Annotated in this window: 19 protein-coding genes; 8 read left to right on the forward strand and 11 right to left on the reverse strand. The window is 69.5% G+C overall.

All coding sequences use genetic code 11. The features are described 5' to 3' along the window. The first annotated feature begins 48 nt into the window (after nt 1-48). Nucleotides 49-1,446 (forward strand): amidase, encoded by a 1,398-nt coding sequence (locus AB0L60_RS14480; RefSeq protein ID WP_364612698.1) that lies wholly within the window; start codon nt 49-51, stop codon nt 1,444-1,446. Between the two features lie 4 nt (nt 1,447-1,450). Here AB0L60_RS14480 and AB0L60_RS14485 read toward each other — a convergent pair whose 3' ends face one another. Next, a complete protein-coding gene (locus AB0L60_RS14485; RefSeq protein ID WP_364612701.1) occupies nt 1,451-2,614 on the reverse strand; it encodes a lactate 2-monooxygenase in 1,164 nt (387 codons plus the stop codon). A gap of 105 nt (nt 2,615-2,719) precedes the next feature. Between AB0L60_RS14485 and AB0L60_RS14490 the strand changes: the two genes are divergently transcribed. Further along, on the forward strand, nt 2,720-3,769 hold the full coding sequence (locus tag AB0L60_RS14490) for an Lrp/AsnC family transcriptional regulator (protein WP_364612704.1): 1,050 nt from the start codon (nt 2,720-2,722) through the stop codon (nt 3,767-3,769). A 59-nt stretch (nt 3,770-3,828) separates the two neighbouring features. Here the strand turns inward: AB0L60_RS14490 and AB0L60_RS14495 are convergent, their stop codons facing one another. Further along, a complete protein-coding gene (locus AB0L60_RS14495; RefSeq protein WP_364612707.1) occupies nt 3,829-4,623 on the reverse strand; it encodes a hypothetical protein in 795 nt (264 codons plus the stop codon). Nucleotides 4,624-4,944: 321 nt separating this feature from the next. Here AB0L60_RS14495 and AB0L60_RS14500 point away from each other — a divergent pair, with 321 nt between their 5' ends. Then, on the forward strand, nt 4,945-6,351 hold the full coding sequence (locus AB0L60_RS14500; protein WP_364612710.1) for a wax ester/triacylglycerol synthase domain-containing protein: 1,407 nt from the start codon (nt 4,945-4,947) through the stop codon (nt 6,349-6,351). Between the two features lie 89 nt (nt 6,352-6,440). Here the strand turns inward: AB0L60_RS14500 and pgl are convergent, their stop codons facing one another. The 5 genes from pgl to tkt are packed head-to-tail and all read right to left on the reverse strand — an operon-like array spanning nt 6,441 to nt 12,918. Further along, entirely contained in the window at nt 6,441-7,175 is a 735-nt protein-coding gene (gene pgl / locus AB0L60_RS14505) for a 6-phosphogluconolactonase (protein WP_364612714.1), read from the reverse strand. Beyond that, nucleotides 7,168-8,076, reverse strand: a complete 909-nt coding sequence (opcA, locus tag AB0L60_RS14510; RefSeq protein ID WP_364612717.1) for a glucose-6-phosphate dehydrogenase assembly protein OpcA — start codon at nt 8,074-8,076, stop codon at nt 7,168-7,170. The genes pgl and opcA overlap by 8 nt, the downstream gene beginning before the upstream one ends. Continuing rightward, on the reverse strand, nt 8,073-9,635 hold the full coding sequence (zwf, locus tag AB0L60_RS14515) for a glucose-6-phosphate dehydrogenase (protein ID WP_364612720.1): 1,563 nt from the start codon (nt 9,633-9,635) through the stop codon (nt 8,073-8,075). The genes opcA and zwf overlap by 4 nt, the downstream gene beginning before the upstream one ends. A gap of 2 nt (nt 9,636-9,637) precedes the next feature. Continuing rightward, entirely contained in the window at nt 9,638-10,768 is a 1,131-nt protein-coding gene (gene tal, locus AB0L60_RS14520) for a transaldolase (protein ID WP_364612723.1), read from the reverse strand. Nucleotides 10,769-10,773: 5 nt separating this feature from the next. After that, entirely contained in the window at nt 10,774-12,918 is a 2,145-nt protein-coding gene (gene tkt / locus AB0L60_RS14525) for a transketolase (protein ID WP_364612726.1), read from the reverse strand. Between the two features lie 385 nt (nt 12,919-13,303). Between tkt and AB0L60_RS14530 the strand changes: the two genes are divergently transcribed. Together AB0L60_RS14530 and AB0L60_RS14535 are read left to right on the forward strand one after the other, a co-directional pair. Continuing rightward, complete coding sequence (locus AB0L60_RS14530) at nt 13,304-14,290, forward strand: heme o synthase (protein WP_364612729.1); 987 nt, start codon at nt 13,304-13,306, stop codon at nt 14,288-14,290. Between the two features lie 88 nt (nt 14,291-14,378). Continuing rightward, the gene (locus AB0L60_RS14535; protein WP_364612732.1) at nt 14,379-15,020 is read left to right on the forward strand and encodes a dihydrofolate reductase family protein; all 642 of its coding nucleotides are present in this window, start codon (nt 14,379-14,381) and stop codon (nt 15,018-15,020) included. Nucleotides 15,021-15,054: 34 nt separating this feature from the next. Here AB0L60_RS14535 and AB0L60_RS14540 read toward each other — a convergent pair whose 3' ends face one another. Then, nucleotides 15,055-15,450: a hypothetical protein gene (locus AB0L60_RS14540; RefSeq protein ID WP_364612735.1), complete on the reverse strand. Its 396-nt coding sequence runs from the start codon at nt 15,448-15,450 to the stop codon at nt 15,055-15,057. Between the two features lie 4 nt (nt 15,451-15,454). Here AB0L60_RS14540 and AB0L60_RS14545 point away from each other — a divergent pair, with 4 nt between their 5' ends. Together AB0L60_RS14545 and AB0L60_RS14550 are read left to right on the forward strand one after the other, a co-directional pair. Beyond that, entirely contained in the window at nt 15,455-15,940 is a 486-nt protein-coding gene (locus AB0L60_RS14545) for a TauD/TfdA family dioxygenase (protein WP_364612738.1), read from the forward strand. A 307-nt stretch (nt 15,941-16,247) separates the two neighbouring features. Further along, the gene (locus AB0L60_RS14550) at nt 16,248-17,477 is read left to right on the forward strand and encodes an FAD-dependent monooxygenase (RefSeq protein WP_364612741.1); all 1,230 of its coding nucleotides are present in this window, start codon (nt 16,248-16,250) and stop codon (nt 17,475-17,477) included. Nucleotides 17,478-17,482: 5 nt separating this feature from the next. Here the strand turns inward: AB0L60_RS14550 and AB0L60_RS14555 are convergent, their stop codons facing one another. After that, nucleotides 17,483-18,349 carry an alpha/beta hydrolase gene (locus AB0L60_RS14555; protein ID WP_364612744.1) on the reverse strand — a complete coding sequence of 289 codons (867 nt, stop codon included), beginning with the start codon at nt 18,347-18,349 and terminating at the stop codon, nt 17,483-17,485. Between the two features lie 122 nt (nt 18,350-18,471). On the opposite strand from AB0L60_RS14555, the gene AB0L60_RS14560 reads away from it, so the two are divergent. Then, a complete protein-coding gene (locus AB0L60_RS14560) occupies nt 18,472-19,713 on the forward strand; it encodes a PQQ-binding-like beta-propeller repeat protein (protein WP_364612747.1) in 1,242 nt (413 codons plus the stop codon). Nucleotides 19,714-19,744: 31 nt separating this feature from the next. On the opposite strand, the gene AB0L60_RS14565 is transcribed toward AB0L60_RS14560, so the two are convergent. Beyond that, a complete protein-coding gene (locus AB0L60_RS14565; RefSeq protein WP_364612750.1) occupies nt 19,745-21,130 on the reverse strand; it encodes a hypothetical protein in 1,386 nt (461 codons plus the stop codon). Nucleotides 21,131-21,345: 215 nt separating this feature from the next. Then, nucleotides 21,346-22,812, reverse strand: a complete 1,467-nt coding sequence (locus tag AB0L60_RS14570) for an FAD-dependent monooxygenase (protein WP_364612753.1) — start codon at nt 22,810-22,812, stop codon at nt 21,346-21,348. Nucleotides 22,813-22,866: the final 54 nt, after the last annotated feature.

Raw genomic sequence — 22,866 nt, forward strand, 5'->3', positions numbered from 1 at the left:
CCGTCGGGCAGATATCGGGTGTTGTCTGTCGATCAGGAGGCCCGGTTCATGGCAGTTCGAGTTCACGCTTTCAGCGATGACGCGCTCGGCGAGCATGATGGGGTGGCCATTGCCGCGCTGATCCGCAGCGGTGAGTTGAGTGCGGCCGAGGTCGCGAAGGCAGCCCGGGAGCGGGTGGCCCAGGTGGATCCGGTGTTGCACGCGGTTGTGGTGGAGGCGGATCCGCCGCTGATCTCGGGGGATCGGGAGGCGCTGCTGTACGGCGTGCCGGCCTTCGTGAAGGACAACACCGATGTGGCCGGGCTGCCGACCCAGCACGGCAGTGCGGCCTGGCGGGCCCGGCCGGCGAAGGCGCACGGACCCTTCGCGAAACAGTTTCTGGGCACCGGTATGACCGTGCTCGGAAAGAGCACCCTGCCTGAGTTCGGGTTGAACGCCACCACCGAATTCGTCGATGCCGAACCGACCCCCAACCCGTGGGACACCGAGTTCTCCTCAGGCGCCTCGTCGGGTGGTTCGGCCGCCCTCGTCGCCGCGGGTGCGGTGCCGATCGCCCACGGTAACGACGGTGGCGGTTCCATTCGGATTCCTGCCGCCTGCTGCGGGCTGGTCGGCCTGAAACCTACGCGTGGCCGTCACCTCGACGGCCCGCAGGCTCGTTCCATGCCGATCAACCTGGTCTCCGAGGGCGTGCTCACCCGCACGGTCCGCGATACCGCCACCTATTTCGCGGCGGCCGAACGCTTCTGGCGCAATCCCGCGCTGCCGCCGATCGGGCTCGTCGAGGGGCCCGCCCGGCGGCGGCTGCGTATCGGCCTGCTCAGCGATCCCATCACCGGGGCAACCCTGGACCCGCAGATTCGCACGGTCCTCGAAGAGACCGTCGCGCTGCTGGAGGGCCTCGGTCACGAGGTGCGGCCCATCCCTTACCCCGTGGACCGGGGCTTCGCCGAGGATTTCGCCACCTACTGGGCGATGCTGGCCTTCCTGGGCAGCCACACCGGCAAACTGAGCTTCGGCCGTTCCTTCGACCCCGCCCGCCTCGATCCCTTCACCCGTGGCCTGGCCGCCCGCTTCCACGGCTCCGCCCTGCGCTCACCCGCTGTGCTGTACCGGCTTTCGCGTCTCCGCCGCGCCTACGCGGCCTCCTTCCACGATGTCGAACTCGTGGTGTCCCCGGTGCTGGCGAGCCTCACACCCCGCCTGGGCTATCTGAGCCCCGGTCAGCCCTTCGACGAGGTGTTCGGCCGCCTGCTGGACTATGTCACCTACACACCGTTCGCGAATGTGACCGGGGCCCCGGCTCTTTCGCTCCCGATGGGCGCATCCGAGTCCGGTCTCCCCATCGGGATGATGTTCTCCGCCGTCCACGGCGACGAGCGCACCCTGCTCGAACTCGCCTACGCCCTCGAATCCGTCCGCCCCTTCCCCCGTATCGAGCAGTGACGAGCTAGACCGAGACCGCGCGCAGTGCGTCGGGCGTCAGATCCTTCAGCGCCGGATACCCGTCCACCGCCATGATCAGATCCGCCTCCGCGAGCAGCGTCCGCAGCACGTGCACGATGCCGTCCGCGCCGCCCAGCGCCAGCCCGTAGGCGTAGGGGCGGCCGATGCCGACCGCGGACGCGCCCAGCGCCAGCGCCTTGATGATGTCCGCGCCCGAGCGCACTCCGGAATCGAACAGCACCGGCAGCCCCTCGGCGGCGGCCACCACCTCGGGCAGCATTTCCAGCGCCGGGAGCCCGCCATTGGCCTGGCGGCCACCGTGATTGGAGCAGTAGATGCCGTCCACGCCCAGATCCCGGGCGCGACGCGCGTCCTCGGGGTGGCAGATGCCCTTCACGATCAGCGGCAGCTTGGTCAGCGAGCGCAGCCACGGCAGATCCGCCCAGGTCAGTGGATTTCCGAAGACCTGGATCCAGCGCAGGACGGCCGACTGCGGATCCTGCTCCGGCGACTGCGCCAGGCTCGCCCGGAATACCGGATCGGTGAAATAGTTGGCCAGGCAGTGCCCGCGCAGCTGCGGGAAATTACCGGTGGACAGATCGCGCGGCCGCCAGCCGGTCACCCAGGTGTCGAGGGTGACCACGATGCCCTTGAACCCCGCCCGCTCGGCCCGCTCCACCAGACTGGCGGCGAGATCCCGGTCGGTGGGCGTGTAGAGCTGGAAAAAGCCGGGGGTGTCACCGAATTCGGCCGCCACGTCCTCCATCGGATCCACGCTCAGCGTGGACGCCACCATGGGGACGCCGGTGCGCGCCGCGGCCCGCGCGGTCGCCAGATCACCGTGCCCGTCCTGCGCGCACAGGCCGATCACACCCACCGGCGCCATGAAAACCGGTGCGGGCCAGGTGCTTCCGAACAATTCCACCGACAGGTCACGTTGCTCGGCGCCCACGAACATGCGCGGAATCACGCCCCACCGATCGAAGGCCGCCACATTGGCCCGCTGGGTGCGCTCGTCGCCCGCGCCGCCCGCCACATACGACCACACCGACGGCGGCAGCGCCGCCTGCGCCCGCTCGGCCAGCTCCGCGAAGCTCACCGGCAGCGCCGGCACCACCCCGCGCAACCCGTTGAAGTAGATCTCGTTCTGAAAATCACCGAATGCCACGACGCACTCTCCAGTTCCGTCTCTGCCGAAAGCGACACTGCGATTGTGCGAGACTGGGCATCGGACGCGGGTGAATCGCAGGATACGAGCAGAGGGTGCCGGACCGTGCAGGATGACGTCAGGTTGCTGACCGAGGAGGAGCTGGCGCTCATCCACGCCCTGCAGCTGCGGCCCCGCGCGTCGTGGACCGACCTGGGACGGGTGCTGGGCGTGGACCCGGTGACCGTGGCCCGCCGCTGGCAACGGCTCAGTGACCGAGGCGAGGCCTGGATCAGCGTCTCACCCGGCCCGGCGGTGTTCGATCTGCTGTGCGCCGCCTTCGTCGACATCGATTGCGCCGCAGGGCAGACCGAGGCGGTGGTCGCCACCCTGGCCGCGCACCCGCACATGCTCACCCTGGAACGCGCGGGCGGCAGCAACCGCATTCTCGCCACCGTCGCGACCGGCGATTTCGGGCAGATGTCGCGCTACACCCTCGATGTGCTGCCCGCCGTCCCGCACATCGCGGCCGTGCGCACCCGCATCGTGACCCACTGGTTCGCCGAGGGCGGCAGCTGGCGCATCGACGCCCTCGCCCCCGGCCAGCGCGACCAGCTGCGCACCCCGCCCGCCCCGGCCGGGGCCGATCGCGGCCGCCGCGTCACCCCGCTGGACCGGGCCCTCATCGGCGCACTGGCCCGCGACGGCCGCGCCGCGCACAGTGTCCTCGCCGCCGCCCTCGGCACCAGCGCCTCCACGGTCAAACGCCGCATCGACGCGCTCACCCGGCTCGGACTGCTCAGCTTCCGCTGCGATTTCGCGCGCCCGCTGGGCGGCTGGCCGGTCGCGGTCACCTTCTGGGCCACCGCGCCCACCGCCGCGCTGCCCGAGATCGGTTACGGGCTCATCCGGCTCCCGCAGACCCGCAACTGCGCCGCCGTCAGCGGCACCCACAATCTGGTGCTGCAGGCCGGCCTGCACTCGGTCGCCGAGGTCACCCGCTTCGAAAACCAGATCGCCACACTGCATCCCGAGCTCGTGGTCACCGAACGCACCATCACCCTGCGGCACGAGAAACTGCTCGGCCGCATCCTCGACCGCCACGGCCGCTCCCGTATCGTGGTGCCACCCGACATCTGGCGGGAAACTGCACCGGCACAGGGTGATTCACACTGAGGACCGGAAATCTGTCACCGGCGCAAGGCGATTCGACGCCAACTCTCGGCTCAGACGTCTCAGAAGTTCGCGTTGAGGTACTCCGCCGCATGCGTCGTCCACAGCATGCCCGTGCCCGGCATATTGTGCCCGGAATACAGCACGTGCTGCCCGTCCGGCCACGGCGTCAGATACCCGATCAGCCCACGCACCGCCGCCTCGTACCGGTTCAGGTTCGCCACCGGATTCTGCATCAGGAACTCCAGCAGCTCATGGAAGATCACCGGCGTCAGATTCCCGATCCGCGCCCCCTCGACCAGAGAGAACGGCGAAATCGCGGTATCGATGGCCCGCAGCGGCGAATCGGCGGGGGAAGCGGTGATGATGTCGCCGGGATTCGCGTACTCCCGCACATCCATCCCCAGCGGCCACGCCCCCCGCTGCCCGTGCAGCCCGTACGTCGTCGCCGGGCACAGATTCCCGACCGACTGCCCCGCCCGCCGCATCGGATTGGCGATATTCACCACGAACGCGATCTCCAACGGCGACCCGTCGACATTGGTGTAGATACCCGCGCGCACCCCCTGCAGAATCGTGCTCGCCACGATCCCACCCAGCGAATAACTCATCAGCCCACACACATTCGGCGAATCTTGCAACGCCTCGACCCCCGCCGCCACCCCCAACCGCACCGAGGTGTCCAGCGACGGCCCCCACGTATCCGGGTCCGGCCCGATGGACGCGGGCCAATCCGGCTCGAAGCAGCTGAACTTATCGGTATCCAGCAGCTTGGTGACATCGTGCAGCATGCCCGCGGGCGTCCCGTCGCCGTTCCGCTGCTCCCCGGTGCCGCGCAAGGTGATGATGTCGATCATCGCTTCCCCTTCACACGCCGAACCTTTCGACGCCTGCGCCCGACGCTAGGCTGATCCGGCCCTGAGTTCGCGAGTAGTGAACTACCCGATTCCGAACCCGGGGGCGTCGGCTCACGCACGGCTCGAGCCGGTGGCCGGCCCCGGCAGCCGGGTGGTGTCGTGGTCCGTGGGTCAGGTGTCTTTAGCCCATGCGGTCGTCGGCGATGGACCCTATTTGCTCGCCGGGACCCGCGATAGCGTCCTCAGATGGGAACCGGATGCCGCGCGGTACGCGAGGCAAGGCGTTCGAGGTGATCGGCGATGGGGCCACAGGAAACTCACATGTCGCAGTCGGATCTGTTCACATGGAGCATGGAACAGGACCCGGTGCTTCGCTCGACAATCGTCACGGTGCTGCTGCTGGACACCGAGCCCGAGTGGGATCGCCTGGTGCGCATCGTCGATCGCACCACCCGGGTGGTGCCCAAACTGCGGCAGCGGCCGGTGCCGGTGCCGTTCGGGCTGGCACCGCCGCGCTGGGCCGACGACCCGCACTTCGACGTGCACTGGCACCTGCGCCGGGCGGCGCTGGTTCGGCCGGCGGATCTGGCCACCGTGCTCGAGTTCGCGGGCACCGAGGCGATGACAGCCTTCGATCCGATCCGCCCGCTGTGGCGGATGACCCTGCTGAACGGCATGTCCGGCGGGGGAAGCGCAGTGGTGCTGACCCTGCATCACAGCCTCACCGACGGCATCGGCGGAATCCGCTTGGCCACCGAGATCCTCGACTTCGACCGGGCCGGCTCCGACCGCGGGGCGCTGCCCGAGATTCCGGCCGGACCCGGCGGCGGGCTCCGCGATATCGCGGCCTGGAACTGGAGCGTGGGCGTCGCGCTGGCCCGTGCGGGACTGTCCGGCGTGCCGGCTCTCGCCCGGCGCGCGCTGTCGAACCCGGTGCGCGCCGTGCGCGACGGTGTGAACCTGGCGGCCTCGGTGGCCCGGTTGGTCAGCCCGGTGACCGCGACCCTGTCTCCGGTGATGACCGGGCGCGGCCTCGGCCGCCACCTCATGGTGCTGGACGTCCCAGCCGATCGCCTGCACCGCGCCGCCCACGCCGCCGACTGCACCATGAATGATGCCTTCCTCGCCGCGGTGCTGATCGGCCTGCGGACCTATCACGGCCGTCTGGGCACCGGCGTCGATCATCTGCGCCTGACCATGCCCGTCAGCCTGCGCCGCCCCGACGACCCGCTCGGCGGTAACCGAATCACGCTGCTCCGCTTCGCACTCCCGCTCGGTATCCCCGAAACCGCCGACCTGATGCGCACCCTCGACACCGCCATCGCCGGTGAGCGCCGGGAACCCGCCATCCCACTCTCCGGCGCGATCGCGGCTGCCCTGAACCGCCTCCCCGTCACGTTCGTCACCGGCATGCTCAAGCACATCGATTTCGTCGCCTCCGATGTGCCCGGCTCCCCGGTTCCCCTCTACTTCGCCTGTGCCCGCATAGACCGCATGTACGCCTTCGGCCCCACCATCGGCACCGCCTTCAACATCACCCTCACCACCCATGCCGGCATCTGCTGCGTCGGTATCAACACCGACACCGCTGCCGTTCCCGACCCCGCCCTGCTGACCGACTGCCTTGCAACGGGTTTCGATACGGTCCTGCGGCTCGCCGACGCGGACCGCCCGCCCGCCGAACCGGCACGGTCGGAGCATGCGGACAGAACCGCCGACGTTCCCTGAGGGGTCAGCCGACCCGGTCGCCACGACTCGAAGCCACGAGAAACCGGGTGGTCAGTTGGCAATGCGGTCTACCCTGTGCAGGGCCGAATTCAGTGGGGAAGGTCGGTGGCGGCGGTCTCGTCGAGGAGCCACGTGGTGGATTCGGTGCCGATCGCGCCGGCGGCCGGAATATCCAGGGGGGACGCTCCGCTCAGCGCGGCGGCCACCGCGGCGGCCTTGGCCTCGCCGGAGACGATGAGCATCACGTGACGGGACTTGCGGATGGCGGGGAGGGTCAGGGTGATGCGGACCGCGGGTGGCTTGGGCGAATTGGTTTCGGCCACAACCAGTTCGTGTTCCTCGCGGGTGGCGGCGGTGTGGGGGAACAGCGAATTGATGTGGCCCTCACCGCCCATGCCCAGCAGGTGCAGGTCGAAGGCGCCGTGTTCGGCCAGGTGGGCGTGGACGGTGGCCGAGTACTCACCGGCGGCCTCGAGCGGGTCGGGGTAATCGCCGCTGGAGGTCTCGGTGGGGTGGACGCGGGCCGGATCGACCGGGACGTGGTCCAGCAGGGCCTGGCGGGCCTGGAGTTCGTTGCGTTCGGCGTCGCCGGTGGGGACGAAACGCTCATCGCCCCAGAAGACGTCGAGTTTGGACCAGTCGATGTCGCCGGGGGCCTTGCGGACCCACTCCAGCAGGGCGATACCGGTGCCGCCACCGGTCAGGACCACCGAGGCGGAGCCGCGCAGACGCTGCGCCTCCACCACCTGGGCGACGAACTTCGCGGCCGCGGCCTGCACGAGTTCGTCGGTGGTGGCGAAGGTTTCGACGACGGGCTTACTCATAGGTCACCCTTTCGATTCCGGTGAGGGCCTCGGCGTAGATGTCGTCCGCGTCGAGGTGGCGCAGTTCCTCGGCCAGGCAGTCCTTGGTCTCGCGACGGGCCAGCGCGAAACTCTGGTCGGGTTCCCCCGTCCGGGTGAGCGTCGCGGTGCGGCCGTGCTGTGGACGCGCAATGGAGATCGACACCGTGGGCCGGTGCATCTCCACCTTGAGCTCGCCGGTGCGCCGCAAGACCGGGCAGTCCAGCCGCGCGGCCAGCCAGCCCGCCAGCATGTCGAGCGCCGGCTCTTCCTGCAGGCCCGAAATCGTCACGGACTCAACGGGTTCGAACGGAGCCTCGTCCAGCGCCGCCGCCAGCAGCGCCCGCCAGTAGGTGACCCGGCTCCACGCCAGGTCGGTGTCGCCGGGCGCGTAGGACTGCCGCCGGCCCTTGATGGTCTTCTGCGGATCCGAGGCGAAGGTCGCGTCGGTGATGCGGCGGGTCGCCAGGCGGCCCACCGAATCCTTGGACGGGAACTCCGGCGCGCCCCGCGGCCACCACGCCACCACGGGGGTGTCGGGAAGCAGGAACGGGATCACCACACTCGACTCGTGTGGCACCAGATCCCCTTGCAGCCGAAGCACTATCACCTCGGCCGCTCCAGCGTCACCGCCGACGCGGATCTGCGCATCCAGCCGGGTCGGAGCCATGCGGTCACCGCGCGCCAGCACGATCACCCGGCACGGGTGCTCGCGGCTGGCGTCGTTGGCGGCGTCGATGGCGTCCTCGGCCTCGGAGCTGTCCAGCGTGCACACCACCAGGGTGAGCACCCGCCCCATGGTCACCACGCCATTGGATTCCCGCAGCTGCACAAGACGTTTCGACACCTCGCGGGTGTCGGTGTCGGGCATGTCGATGATCACGGCCGCCGCCATTCCCGCCCGCTGCGCGCGAGCATCTCGTCGGCGGATTCCGGGCCCCAGCCGCCCGCCTCGTACGGGTCGGGTTTGCCGGTCTCGGCCCAGTGCGCGAGCGCGGGATCGAGGATGCGCCAGGACAATTCGACCTCCTCGTTGACCGGGAACAGCGACGGCACCCCGAGCAGCACGTCCAGGATCAGCCGCTCGTAGGCCTCGGGAGAGTCCTCGGTGAACGCCTCGCCGTAGCTGAAGTCCATGTTCACGTCGCGCACCTCCATCGACGATCCGGGCACCTTGGACCCGAATCGCATGGTGATGCCCTCATCCGGCTGCACCCGGATGACCAGCGCGTTCTGCCCGAGCTCCTCGGTCATGGTCTGGTCGAACGGCAGGTGCGGGGCCCGCTTGAACACCACCGCGATCTCGGTGACGCGGCGGCCCAGCCGTTTTCCGGTGCGCAGATAGAACGGCACGCCCGCCCAGCGCCGGGTCTCCACGGCCAGGGTGATGGCCGCGTAGGTCTCGGTGCGGGAGTTGGGGTCGAAACCCTCCTCCTGCAGCAGGCCCACCACCGGCTCACTGCCCTGCCAGCCCGCGGTGTACTGTCCGCGCGCCGTCGTCTCGTCCAGCGGCTCGACGAGTTTCGTCGCCGAGAGCACCTTGATCTTCTCGATCTGCAGCTGCTTGGGCTGGAAGCTCACCGGCTCTTCCATGGCCGTCAGCGCCAGCAGTTGCAGCAGGTGGTTCTGGATGACGTCGCGGGCCGCGCCGATGCCGTCGTAGTAGCCGGCGCGACCACCCAGGCCGATGTCCTCGGCCATGGTGATCTGCACATGGTCCACATAGTTGGCGTTCCAGATGGGATCCCACAGCTGGTTGGCGAAGCGCAGCGCCAGAATGTTCTGCACCGTCTCCTTGCCCAGGTAGTGGTCGATGCGGAACACCGAACGCTCCGGGAACACCGTGTTCACCAGGGCATTGAGCTCCTGGGCGCTCGTCAGGTCGTGCCCGAAGGGCTTCTCGATCACCACCCGCCGCCACGGATCGGGCTGTCCCGCAGGCGAATCCGAGGGCTTGGCCAGTCCGTTCTTCGACAGCTGTTCGAGCACGATCGGGAAGTCACTGGGCGGGATCGACAGGTAGAAGGCGGTATTGCCGCCCGTCCCGCGATCCCGGTCCAGATCCTTGAGGGTGGTGGCCAGCTTGTGGAAGGCCGCGTCGTCCTCGAACGTGCCGCGCACGAAACGCAGACCCGCCTTCAGCTGCTGCCACACCTCCTCCCGGAAGGGAGTGCGCGCCGAGGAGGACACCGACTCGTGAACCAGGTTCGCGAAGTCCTCATCGGTCCAGTCCCGGCGCGCGAAGCCGACCAGCGAGAAGCCCGGGGGCAGCAGCCCCCGGTTCGCCAGGTCGTAGATGGCCGGCAGCACTTTGCGGCGCGACAGGTCGCCGGTTGCGCCGAATATCACCACGTTGCACGGTCCAGCGATGCGCGGAACCCGGCTGTCGCGTGAATCGCGCAGCGGGTTCGGCGTCGCGACCGTCGTCGCCGCGCCTGCCACCGTCAGATTCCTCCTGCGACCTGCAGTTTTTCGGTGGTGGCCGCGAGCAGTTCCTGCCAGGAGGCGACGAACTTGTCGACGCCCTCGGTCTCGAGAACACCGAACACGTCGTCCAGGTCGATACCGACCGCGACCAGCTGATCGAAGATCGCCTGCGCTTCGGCCGCCTTGCCGACGGCCGCGTTCGGCACGATCTCGGCGTGGTCGGCGACCGCCTCGAGGGTCTTCTCCGGGAGCGTGTTCACCGTGTTGGGGGCGACCAGGTCGGTGACGTACATGGTGTCCGGGTATTCCGGGTTCTTCACACCGGTCGACGCCCACAGCGCGCGCTGCTTGTTGCCGCCCGCCGACGCCAGCTTGGCGTAGACGTCGGTGTGCTTGCCGCCGTCGAACACGTCCTGGTAGGCCGCATAGGCCAACTGCGCGTTGGCGATTCCGGCCTTGCCGCGCAACGCCAGCGCCTCCGGGGTGCCGATGGCTTCCAGGCGCTTGTCGATCTCGGTGTCCACACGGGAGACGAAGAACGAGGCGACGGACTGGATCTTGGCGATGTCGTGCCCGGCGGTCGCGGCATTGCGCAGACCGTCGAGGTAGGCGCCCATCACCGAGATGTAGCGCTGCACCGAGAAGATCAGCGTCACGTTCACGCTGATGCCCTCGGAGATCACCCGGGTGATGGCCGGGAGACCGGCCTCGGTGGCCGGAATCTTGATGAACAGGTTGGGCCGGTCCACGATCTTCCACAGCTCGATGGCCTGGGCCACCGTGCCGTCCGTGTCGAAGGCCAGGCGCGGGTCGACCTCGATCGAAACCCGGCCGTCGACGCCGTTGCTCGCGGCGAAGACCTCGGCGAACACGTCGCAGGCGGCCCGCACATCATCGGTGGTGATGGTGCGGATGGCCGAATCCACATCGGCCCCGCGGGCAGCGAGCTCGGTGACCTGCTCGTCGTAGGCGTGGCCCTTGGAGAGCGCGCCCTGGAAAATGGTCGGGTTGGTGGTGACGCCGACGACATTGCGAGAGTCGATCAGGCCCTGGAGGTTTCCGGACTTGATGCGATCACGCGACAGGTCGTCCAGCCACACCGAAACCCCGGCGGCCGACAGGGCCGCGGTGTTCGCGTTCTGGGTCATGAGGACTATCCCTTCACCTTGGCAAGCGAGCGGGTGGCAGCGTCGACGACGGCATCGGCGGTGATGCCGAACTCGCGGAACAGCGTCTTGTAGTCGGCCGAGGCACCGAAGTGCTCGATGGACACGTTCTCACCGGCGTCACCGGTGAAACGGTGCCACGGCATCGCGATGCCGGCCTCCACCGAGACGCGGGCCCGCACCGACGGCGGGAGGACCTCATCGCGGTAGGACTGCTCCTGCGCGTCGAACCACTCCACACACGGCATGGACACCACACGGGTGCCGACGCCCTGTGCCTCGAGCGTAGCGCGCGCCTCGACGGCGAGCTGCAGTTCCGAACCGGTGGCGATCAGGATTACCTGCGGTGTGGCGGTGGAGGATTCGGCCAGGATGTAGCCGCCCTTGCGGACGCCCTCGTAGCTGGTTCCCTCCTGGATCGGCAGGTCCTGGCGGGTCAGTGCCAGCGCGGACGGGCCGTCCTGGTGCGGCGGCTCGGAGACCAGGAAGTGCGAATGCCGTTCGGCGCTATCACGTTCCAGGATGGTGCGCCAGGCGTAGGTGGTCTCGTTGGCGTCGCCGGGGCGGACCACGTTCAGGCCCGGGATGGCGCGCAGCGCGGCGAGGTGCTCGATCGGCTGGTGGGTCGGGCCGTCCTCGCCGAGGCCGATGGAGTCATGGGTCCACACGTAGGTGACCGGGGTGCGCATGAGCGCGCCCAGGCGGACGGCCGGGCGCATGTAGTCGGAGAACACCAGGAAGGTGCCACCGTACGGACGGGTCGGTCCGTGCAGCGCGATGCCGTTCAGGATCGAACCCATCGCGTGCTCGCGTACACCGAAGTGCAGGGTGCGGCCGTACGGGTTGGCCTTCCACGCACCGGTGGAGATGGACTCCGGGCCGAACGACGGCACACCCGGCATGGTGGTGTTGTTGGACTCGGCCAGGTCGGCCGAACCGCCCCACAGCTCCGGCAGCACCGGTGCCAGCGCGGCGAGCACCTTGCCGGAAGCCTTACGGGTGGCCATGCCCTTCGGGTCCGCCTCGTAGGTCGGCAGGGTCTCGGCCCAGCCCTCGGGCAGACGGCGCTCCTGCAGGCGGTCGAACAGCGCCTTGTTCTCCGGGTTGGCGGCGGCCCAGGCGTCGTACTGCTCCTGCCAGACGGCACGCACGGCCTTGGCGCGGTCGGCGACATTGGCGCGCGAGTGCGCGATGACCGCGCCGTCCACGTCGAAGTTCTTCTCCGGGTCGAAGCCCAGGATCTTCTTGGTGGCCGCGACCTCGTCGGCGCCCAGCGCGGCGCCGTGCGAGGAGCCGGTGTTCATCTTGTTCGGGGCCGGGTAGCCGATGATGGTGCGCAGCAGAATGATCGACGGCTTGTCGGTCACGGCCTGCGCCGCGGCGATGGCCGCCTCGATGCCGGTCACGTCCTCGCCGCCCTCGACGGTCTGCACGTGCCAGCCGTAGGCGCGGTAGCGCGCGGCGGTGTCCTCGGTGAAGGCGATGCGGGTGTCGTCCTCGATGGAGATCTTGTTGTCGTCGTAGAAGACGATCAGGTTGCCCAGCTGCTGGGTGCCCGCCAGCGAGGACGCCTCGGAGGTGACGCCCTCCTCCATGTCACCGTCGGAGGCCACCACGTAGATGAAGTGGTCGAACGGCGACTTGCCCTGTGCCGCTTCGGGATCGAACAGCCCGCGCTCGCGCCGCGCCGCCATCGCCATGCCGACCGCCGACGCCAGGCCCTGGCCCAGCGGTCCGGTGGTGATCTCGACGTGGTCGGTGTGGCGGTACTCCGGGTGACCCGGGGTCAGCGAACCCCACTTGCGCAGGTGCTCGAGGTCGGTCAGCTCGAGACCCATGCCCGCCAGGTACAGCTGGATGTAGAGGGTGAGGCTGGAGTGACCGCAGGAGAGCACGAAACGGTCGCGGCCCGCCCAGGCCGGATCACTCGGATCCAGCCGCATCACACGCTGGAACAGCGTGTAGGCAAGCGGGGCCAGGCTCATCGCGGTGCCCGGATGGCCGTTGCCGGTGTTCTGGACCGCATCGGCGGCGAGGACCCGTGCCGTATCGACGGCTCTGGTATCCAGATCGGTCCAGTCGGTGGGGTGGTTCGGCTGAGTGAGCGCGCGGATGTCGTCTGTGACTGACACGACCGAGGTTCTCCTGACCTTCTCGTCAACGATGCGGTTGTGGGCTGCGGGGGATTCGCTGCGTTCGATCCGGGTGCGACGCGGCCGCACCGATCTACAACCACCCTAAAGGGCGGCGTTTCGTGGTCATACGGGAACCCGCAATCACTGCCCGCCGCGTCTCTGGTTCGTGGCGTTTCCCGGACCTGTTCGTGACTACCCGGTGTACGCATCGCGAACCGGTCTCGGGCCGCGCCGGGGTGGACCTGGTCGGGAGCATGGTCGCCGTGGGTCTACCATGCTCTGTAGTAGTGGCCGCGCCGCGCTGGGCTGTGTCTGGAGATCGGCAGAGCGCGCTGCTAGTTCCAGACGGGATCGGATAATGCACGGCGTGCGAGGAGAAACAGTGGGGATTGGGCAACAGCCGGGTGGCGCTCACGGCTCCTCCGGGGCGGTGCTCGCCGACCGTGTCACGGGCAGCGGCCCGCTGTCGGCGGCGGCCAGGCGGGTGCTCGCCTACATCGCGCTGACCAAGCCCCGGGTCATCGAATTGCTGCTCGTCGCAACGATTCCCACCATGCTGCTGGCCGACCGCGGCCACGTCGACATCCGGCTCATCCTGGTCACCCTGTTCGGCGGCTGGATGGGCGCGGCCAGCGCCAACACCCTCAACTGCGTCGCCGACGCCGACATCGACAAGGTGATGAAGCGGACCTCCAAGCGTCCGCTGGCCCGCGAGGCCGTGCCCACCCGCAATGCCTTCGTCTTCGGCGTCACCCTCGGCCTGGCCTCCTTCGCCTGGCTGTGGTGGCAGGCCAATCTGCTCTCGGGCGCGCTGGTCGTGGCGACCATCCTGTTCTACGTCTTCGTCTACACCCTCGGCCTCAAGCGCCGGACCTCGCAGAACGTGGTGTGGGGCGGGGCCGCCGGCTGCATGCCCGCCCTGGTCGGCTGGTCCGCGGTGACCGGAAACATCGGCTGGCCCGCCATCGTGCTGTTCCTGGTGATCTTCTTCTGGACGCCGCCGCACACCTGGGCGCTCGCCATGCGGTACAAGGAGGACTACAAGGCCGCGGGCGTGCCGATGCTCCCGGTCGTCGCCACCGAGCAGACGGTCACCAAGCAGATCGTCATCTATACCTGGCTGACCGTCCTGGCCACCTTCGCCCTGGTCCCCGCCGCCGGTGTGATCTACGCCGCGGTCGCGCTGGTGGCCGGCGCCTGGTTCCTGCTCATGGCCCACCAGCTGTACTCGGGTGTGCGCAAGGGCGAATCGGTCAAGCCCCTGCGACTGTTCCTGCAGTCCAACAACTATCTGGCCGTCGTGTTCTGCGGCCTGGCCGTCGACTCGGTGCTCGGCTGGCACACCATCGGCCACACCCTCTTCGGCTGATCCCGACGCGCGTGTCGATTCGGTTCCCGGCCGTTCGATGACAGGGTAGGGGCGGAACCGCCGCCCACTCACCCGAGAGGACCGCGTCATGCCGAAACTTCGCGTCCACAATTTCGCCGTCTCCCTGGACGGTTTCGCCGCCGGACCCGATCAGGGCCCCGACGCCCCGCTGGGGATCGGCGGAGAACGCCTGCACGACTGGGTCTTCCGGACCCGATACGGCCACGAGATGATCGGCGAGAGCGGCGGCGACCTCGGCGCCGACAACGATCTCCTCGCCGCGGGAGACCGCGGTATCGGGGCCACCATCATGGGCCGCAATATGTTCGGCCCGATCCGCGGCGACTGGCCCGACCACTCCTGGACCGGCTGGTGGGGCGACAACCCGCCGTATCACCACGACACCTTCGTCATGACCCATCACCCCCGCCCTGCGCTGGCGATGCAGGGCGGCACCACCTTCCACTTCGTCTCCGACACCCCCGAAGCCGTCCTGAAGCAGGCTTTCGAGGCGGCCGGAGGTCGGGATGTCCGCCTGGGCGGTGGTGCGGGCACCATCCGCCAGTTCCTGGCGGCGGGCCTGATCGACGAACTGCATGTGGTGCAGGTCCCGATCCTGCTCGGGTCCGGCGAACGGCTGTTCCAGGACCTCGGCACCCTGTCCGGCTACCGTTTGTCGGACATGATCAGCACCAAGGCCGTCGCTCACCTCTGGTTCACCAGGCAATAGGCCCGGGCGCGCAGGACCCTGCTCGCGCACCGGCTCATCCACTCGCGGTACTGGGGCGGGGGAGCGGACCGCGCAGGATCGCCGCCGCCTCGGTGCCGACAGCTCGCCGCAGTTGCTCGGCCGGCATGTCGTCGAGTCCGGCGGCATTGCGCAGGAACGGTTCGAACAGCTGCCAGCCGAGCATGAACGCGGCCACATTCGCGACGGCCAGGGCGGCGTCCCAGTCGTCGGCGTGCTGCGTCCGAGCCTGATCGATCAGGGATTCGATGACCGGGAACCGGCTCTGCATCTGCCCGACCGGGTAGCCGTCGAGGATCGCACGGGCCAGCACACTCCAGTGCCGGCGCAGGCGTGGGTCGTCCGGTGCGAGCACGCCCGCCGCGGCGAGCGCCGCGGTTTCGGCGGCCAGGTGATCGAGCACGGCCGTCACCACCTTGTCCTCGGCCCCGAGGTCCCGCGATCGGCGGCGACACCCTGTTCGCCGACATGTACGCCGCCTACGACGCACTCGACGCCGAGACCCGCGCACGCATCGAAACCCTCGACGCCGTCCACGATTTCACTCGTGCTTTCGGCCACACACTCAACGACGACAGCGGGAGAAGACGCGCGCGGAGCATCCGGCGGTCCGCCACCCCGTGGCCTGCACGCACGCGGTCACCGGTCGCAAACACCTCTACGTCAACCGCGTTTTCGCCGACCACATCCACGGCCTCGACCTCGACGAGAGCCGCGCCCTCATCGACCGCCTGTGCCGCACCGCCGACGCCCCCGAACACCAGGTCCGCCTGCACTGGGAACCCAACACGGTCGCCTTCTGGGACAACCGTGCGGTCCAGCACCATGCCGCCAGCGACTACTGGCCGCAGGTGCGGATCATGGAGCGCGCCTCCATCATCGGCCCGCGCCCCAGCCGCTGACCCCCGAGGTCGCCCGCCGATCGGGGCGACGGGCGACCGTGCGGATGGCGACTCGCGGGGGGGCATGTAACCGACAGCAGCCCTTCGGTTTTCGAGTCGATCATCACCCCGGCCCTGGGCATGGGGAGTCGCCCGACGACCGGTAGTAGCTCTGTGGAGACGGGCAGGCCCAGGGGATTGGCGGTGCCGGTGTGGCGAGGAGCGCGGCGGATAATCGATTGATCCGATTCGGAATTCGCTGGAACACTGACTCGGCTCGACTCTTGGAACGTCGGCTGCACCGAAAGCACTGCGAGGAGGGTTCGGCATGTCTCGGCCGGTTCGAATTCTGGTGTGTGGCGGCGGGATCGCGGGGAACGCGGTCGCGTTGCAGCTGTTGCGGGGCGGGACGGCCGTCACCGTCGTGGAGCGGGCGCCGGTCCCGCGGCCGGGCGGGCAGGCCGTCGACCTGCGCGGGCCCAGCCGCAAGGTGGCCGAGCGGATGGGGCTGATGCCCGGGATCCGCAAGCGGCAGCTCGACGAGCGGGGGATGGTGTTCGTCGACGAGGCGGGACGGCAGCGCTCCCGGATGCCGGCGGAGATGTTCGGCGGCGAGGGGCTCGTCGCCGAGATCGAGATCGCTCGCGGCGAGCTCAATCAGGTGCTGCTCGACGAGATCGCCGGCCTGCCTGCGGAATCCGGGCTACTCGACTATCGGTACGGGGAATGGGTCGAGGAGCTGGAGCAGGACGGAGACGGGGTGAAGGTCCGGTTCGCCTCCGGCGCGACGGACGAGTTCGATGTGGTGATCGGCGCGGACGGACTGCATTCGGCCCTGCGGGAACGGGTGTTCGGCCCGGAGGACCGGTACGCCGAGTATCTCGGGGCCTACATCGCCTTCTTCACCATTCCGACGCCGCCGCGCACCGGTCTGGAAACCGGATGGGTCGGGGTGCTGCCCGTGCCGGGCAGCACGGTCGCACTGCGCCCCGATCCGGATCCGGCGACCTCCATGGCCATCATCTCCACCCGGATACCCGCCGATCCCGCCCTGCGCGGAGATATCACGATGCAGCAGTACCTGATTCGTGAACGGCTGACCGGCTACGGCTGGGTGATTCCAGCGATTCTGGACGCCATGCCCGCGGCGCCCGACTTCTACTTCGACGAGGTGACCCGGGTCCGGATGCCGCGCTGGTCGCAGGGCCGGGTGGTGCTGCTCGGCGACGCGGCCTACTGCGGATCGCCGATGACCGGCATGGGCACTGCGCTCGCGTTGATCGGCGCGTACCTGCTCGCGGGTGAACTCCTCAGCGCACCTGCGGATTTCGAGCGGGCCTTCGATCGATACGAGCAGATCCTGCGGCCGCTGGTGACCGAGGTGCAGAAGGGCACCGAGAAATCGGTGCGGCTGCGCCATCCCGAAACCCGCCGCGGCGTCGCGACCATGCAGATCCTGATGCGGGTGCTGGTGTCCCGACCGTTGCACCCGGCGCGCGCCCTGCTGACCCATCTGATCGGCAAACAGGGCGAATATCCGCTACCGGACTATGCCTGAGCCCGTCAGCTCTCGCCGAGGACCTCGCGCAGTCGGTCGGCGAAGGCCTCCGGCTGCCCCGGGTAGCCGCCGTCGGGACCGGTGAATCCGCCGTGGTGACTGGGGAACACCACCGGGCTGCTGCCCAGGATGGCCGCGGTGGCCTCGGCGGTGCGGCCGGTGAAGACGCCCTTGGACTCCTCGCCCACGGCGATCAGCACCCGCGTGCTCGCCGCCTGCAGCGCCGCGACATCGGGGGCATAGTCGGTCACCGCCCAGGAGGCTTCCGACAGCAGCGGGTCGTCGCGGGTGCCGTCGTCGATGGTGGGCATGCCGAACATGGCCGGATCGGCCGGCGGCTGGGCGAAGTAGGCGTCGGTGAGCTCGCCCTGCCACGAGGTCCAGGCGATGAACGCCGCCATGCCCGCGAAGGATCCCTTGGCCTGGTACGCGTCGCGGACCGCGGCGCGGGCGCGCTCGGCGGCCGCCGCGTCGGGCAGCACCGGGATCATCGGCGGCTCGTGCGCCACCAGTGTGGCCACATCGTCCGGGTGCGCGGTGACCAGGGCCAGCGCGGTGACCGCGCCGCCACTGCTGGCGAACAGGTCCACCGGACCCACGCCGAGCGCGGTGATCAGCGCGTGCACATCCTCGGCCTGGACGGTCGGCGAATTGTCGGTGCGCCCGTCCTTGCGGACGCTGCGGCCGAGCCCGCGCGGGTCGTAGGTGATCACGGTTCGCTCCGGGAAATACGAAGCCAGCGTGGCGAATCCGTCGGCGGTCATGGGCTGGCCGATCATCATGAGCGGCCGATGCGCGCTCGCGGACGGCGCGGGTCCCAGCAGGTCGTAGGCGAGATCGGCTTCGGGTGTTTCGAGGATGTGTGCGGTCATATCGGTAGGGACGGTACCGCGCGGCGGAATTCATCGGTGGCTCCGTGCCGGTGTGTCACGATGGCGGAGTACAGCGGGCCGACGAATGAGCGGTGATGATGGCGCACGGAATTCGGAACACGATGACAGCGCTCGGCCTCTGCGGAGTGCTCCTGTCGGCGACCGCGTGTGGCGGTTCGGCCACGAAGCCACCGGCGACCACCGCACGCGCGGCGGACACCACCACGACCCTCGACGGCGCCGTCTACGGGCAGCCGATCGTGGCCGCAGACACGGTCTTCGCCGCCACCGAGAACGATTCGGTCTACGCGATCGTCAACGGCGACGTCCGGTGGCGCACCCACCTCGCCGACCCGGTCGCGGGCTCGGACCTCCCGTGCGGTGACATCGACCCGGTCGGCATCACCGGCCGGCCGGCGTACGACGATGCGACACACCGCCTTTACGTCGTCGCCGAATCCGCGGGCGCGCACAAGACCCTCTACGGCCTCGATTCCGGCACCGGCGCGGTCACCCTCCGCGTTCCCGTCGACCCGCCGTTCAGCGATCCGCCCGCCACGCTGCAACGTCCCGCCCTGACGGTGCGCGACGGCCGCGTCTACGCCGCCTTCGGCGGCAATTACGGCGACTGCGGCACCTATACGGGAGCGCTTGCCGCCGTGGATGTTTCGACCAGCGCGGTCGAGTGGTACCGGGCCTCGACGAGCGGCCGGGGCGGCATCTGGGCGCCCGGCGCGGCGGCCGAAGCCGATGGGCTCCTGTACTACTCGGTCGGCAATGGCGACGCCGAACCGGGAGACGCCTACGACTACACCGACTCGGTCATCGCCCTGACGCCCGACCTGCGCCGTACCGACTTCTTCGCCCCCGCGGGCTGGGCCCAGGACAATGCCGCCGACCGCGATCTGGGCAGCATGAACCCGGCGCTGGTCCAGGGCCGCCTGGTCATGGCGGGGAAATCCGGCGACGGCTACGTTCTCGATGCCGCGCACCTGGGCGGAATCTCCTCGGCCGCACCGGCTTTCACCGGGTGCCGCGCCTTCGGCCCGGCCGCGGTCGCGGATGATGTGGCCTACCTGCCGTGTGCCAACGGCACCATGGCGATTCGCGTGACCGCCCCGGGCGCTGCGACGGTGCTGTGGCGCACCACCGCTCCCGCGAACGGCCCGCCGGTGGTCGTCGCCGGGCGCGTCTGGGCGACGGATTGGCATGCTGGCACGCTCTACGCCCTCGACCCGGCCACCGGAAATGTGCTCGCCCAGTACGGAACCGGGCCGATTCCGCACTTCGCCACCCCCGCGGTCGGGAACGGTGTGCTCATCCTCGGCACCACGGCCGGGGTGGAGACCTTCCGGCTTCCCTAGCCCCGCACCGGATTCCGGCGCGGGGGAGCGGTCAGTTGCAGGGCTGCAACGGGAAGCAGGCGGGCGCGATGGTCGTCGACGGCAGCGTCGGGTCCACCGAATGCGTCGAGGTGGTCGCCTGGACGACCGTGGAGTGCGGCGGCTGCTGTTTGCTGGGCGTCGGCGTGGTCCGGCCCGTGCAGGCGATGGCGATCACCAGGATGATCACCGCCAGCACCAGGCCGCCGATGATCGGCAGATCCTTGCGGCGCTTCTGCCCGGTCCCGCTCGTGGCCTGCCGATCGTTCCACAGCGGGAACCTCTCACGCTCCCCCGACGGACCGGAAGGACCGGGCTGCGGCCAGGATTGGGGGCCCGGCCCGAAACCCGGCGGCGCGGGTTGACGCGGCTGCGGCGGTTGCCCGAACTGCGGCGCACCGGGCGGTGCGGGCAGGGGCTGGGTCGGTGCGGGCTGCGTCGGCCGCCCGGCCGGGGCCGCGCCCGGGATCGGAGTCGGAGGCGGTGGCGTGCCCCGGCTCGGCGCCTTCGACTCGGATCTGCCTGCCAGCGCGCGGTAGGCCCGCTCGGCCGCGGTCGCCGAGGTAGCACCCGCGATCGCGGCCGCGGCGGCACTGCCTCCGCCGGTGCGGCGCGCCGGATCCTGCTGTACGACAGGACGATCACCACCGCTCGCGGATTCGGCAGCGGGTCCCGGCTCGGCCGGGCCGCTCCCGCCCGTGCCCTCGCCGGCATGGACGGGCACCGACGGGACCGACGGCACCATCACCTCGGTCGGCCGGTTCGCGAACGGCAGGGGAGCGTCGCGTGCCGAGTCCGGCACCGGGAATCCCTCCGACACCAGATCGGAATAGGTTGCGGCGGCGGCGAACCCGAGCGCCCCCAGCGCCTGCCCGACCTGCCCCGCATCCCACGACGCCGGGGCGCCCTCGGCCAGCGTGGTGAAATAGGCGCGCAGCGACGACGGCCCGTCACCGATCAGCACATCGATACCGGTCGGCAGCGCGCCCTTCTCCAACTTCACGCGACTGCCCAGCTGCGGCACCAGCAGCACCAGCCCGCTGACCGGTACATGCTCGCGTCCCGGTGCGGAACGCAATTGCCCGGCGAGGTCCACGGTCTGGCGGCGCACCCGCTCCAGCGGATCGGCGTCCCCGTCGATGGGTGCGGGCTTGCCGTCCACGGTCCACGGCTGATCCTGCGCGCACGCCAGGGTCCCGGTCACCCGCTCGGTGAACCCGTGCACGCCGACCACCACGCAGGTCTGCGGCGTCCACACCACCACATCGGCGTCCTGACACTGCACGACCGCGATACCGGGCACGGCGTGCGGCCCGCTCCAGGATTTGAGCCAGTTCACCACGGTGCGTTCGGTGCTCGACAGCCGCGACGGGTCGTCGTTACGGACCTTCACCAACATCCCAGAACCACCTCTGACCGATGCGCCTCTACCTGCCGGCCGCCCGAACCCTCGCCGCGACCACCTTACGGGGTCGCGGCACCCTCGTGTGGCCGAAAATGTACGGTCTCAGCGAATCGTCTTGCGCGGCAGCATGATCATTCTGCACGGTCGGCCCGGGACTCGGGATCCCAGGGGCTTTCGCCCCGATACGCCCGGAATGCGAACTCCGGCAGTTACCGCTCGGTAGGCGTGCTACGGGATCCGACATATCCGTCGGGACGGATGAGCGCCCAGCTGCCGTCGGCCGCGTCGTAGGCCCGCTGTGCGTCCCCCGCGGCGTCGGTGAATTCACCATTGCCGGAGGCGGATTCCGGCCGGACCACGCGCACGGTCCGCAGGTCCGTCGCGGGGGATCCGGCCTGATCGACCGTCGTGTCCGGGCCGAACAGCAACAGCGTGGCGTGGGGACCGCGGAACAGGTCGAACAGCCGCACGGTCTTTCCGTTGGCATCGACCAGGGGTGCGTCGGGGGCGCGATCGCCGGCCCGGAGCCCCGCCGCGTCGTCGCCGGTGTCCCGGTAGCTGATGTCGAGCTGATGGGTGCCCTCGCGATCCATGGCATCCGGATCGCCCTTCACGGTCCTGTCGAGCAGCTCGCTACTCAACCCGAGGATCCGTGCGGCCACGGTGCGGCGCTCGGACTCGTAGCTGTCCAGCAGCGCCTCGCTCGCGGGTCCCGGATGACGCAGCGCGGCTTCGAGTTTCCAGCCGAGGTTGTAGGCGTCCTGTACACCGGTGTTGAGCCCCTGCCCGCCGGTCGGCGGGTGCACGTGCGCGGCGTCCCCGGCCAGGAAGACCCGCCCGTTCCGATACCGCTGTGCGAGACGGACATTCGGCCGCCACACCGTCGACCAGGTCAGGTCGCTCAGGACGATGTCGTCACGGCGGGAACGCCGCGTGAGATGGTCCTGCAGGTCCGCCAGCTCGGTACCGGACTCGGTGTTCAAGCCGGTCGCGAACTGGAACTTCCGCCCACCCGGCAGCGGCATCAGCGCGATGCCGTCCATGGGGGAGGAGGAGTCGGCGAACCAGTACCCGACCGAGTGATCGAGCGCATCCGCGCACACGTCCCCGAGCAGCATGCGGATCGACTCGTCGGTGGTGCCCTCGAACGGAATCCCCAGCGTCTTGCGCACGATGCTGCGCCCGCCGTCCGCACCGACCAGATAGCCGGCCCGCACGGTCTCGGTCGCACCCGCGTGCTCCAGGATCACGGTCACTCCGTCGGCGTCGGCGCTGAAATCGACCACGGCCGTGGCGGTTTCGATGCGGACACCGAACTCGGCCAGCCGCTCGCGCAGCACCCGCTCGGTGTCGGCCTGCGCCAGTACCCACGGATTCGGGTGCGGCACCGCGGATGTGGGCTCCCGCCAGGCGCTCATCCGCCGCTCCGTCACGAACTGCCCGTCCAGGTGCACCAGTAGCGGCGCCTGCGGCCCGCCCTGTGCGAGCACCGCGTCGAGCACCCCGAGATCGTCGAACACCTCGAGGGTGCGCGGCTGCAGCCCGTCCCCGCGCGACCCGGCGAAGAACTCCCCGGCCTTGTCGACAATGCGGACCCCGATGCCGCGACGCGCCAGATCGATGGCGAGGGCGAGCCCGGTCGGCCCGGCTCCCGCGACGAGGACCTGCGGATTCATGGCGACTCCAATACTGAATCAAAATTCACTGAATGTGGATTCAGTATTGTGGGT

The sequence above is a fragment of the Nocardia sp. NPDC051981 genome (assembly GCF_040680715.1).
Classification (GTDB): domain Bacteria; phylum Actinomycetota; class Actinomycetes; order Mycobacteriales; family Mycobacteriaceae; genus Nocardia.

Coding starts and splice junctions, on each gene's coding strand:
- AB0L60_RS14555 (WP_364612744.1), bottom strand. CDS start 18,349: ATGACCGCACACATCCTCGAAACACCCGAAGCCGATCTCGCCTACGAC.
- AB0L60_RS14560 (WP_364612747.1), top strand. CDS start 18,472: ATGACAGCGCTCGGCCTCTGCGGAGTGCTCCTGTCGGCGACCGCGTGT.
- AB0L60_RS14550 (WP_364612741.1), top strand. CDS start 16,248: ATGTCTCGGCCGGTTCGAATTCTGGTGTGTGGCGGCGGGATCGCGGGG.
- tal (WP_364612723.1), bottom strand. CDS start 10,768: ATGACCCAGAACGCGAACACCGCGGCCCTGTCGGCCGCCGGGGTTTCG.
- AB0L60_RS14480 (WP_364612698.1), top strand. CDS start 49: ATGGCAGTTCGAGTTCACGCTTTCAGCGATGACGCGCTCGGCGAGCAT.
- AB0L60_RS14495 (WP_364612707.1), bottom strand. CDS start 4,623: ATGATCGACATCATCACCTTGCGCGGCACCGGGGAGCAGCGGAACGGC.
- AB0L60_RS14570 (WP_364612753.1), bottom strand. CDS start 22,812: ATGAATCCGCAGGTCCTCGTCGCGGGAGCCGGGCCGACCGGGCTCGCC.
- AB0L60_RS14565 (WP_364612750.1), bottom strand. CDS start 21,130: ATGTTGGTGAAGGTCCGTAACGACGACCCGTCGCGGCTGTCGAGCACC.
- pgl (WP_364612714.1), bottom strand. CDS start 7,175: ATGAGTAAGCCCGTCGTCGAAACCTTCGCCACCACCGACGAACTCGTG.
- AB0L60_RS14500 (WP_364612710.1), top strand. CDS start 4,945: ATGTCGCAGTCGGATCTGTTCACATGGAGCATGGAACAGGACCCGGTG.
- AB0L60_RS14535 (WP_364612732.1), top strand. CDS start 14,379: ATGCCGAAACTTCGCGTCCACAATTTCGCCGTCTCCCTGGACGGTTTC.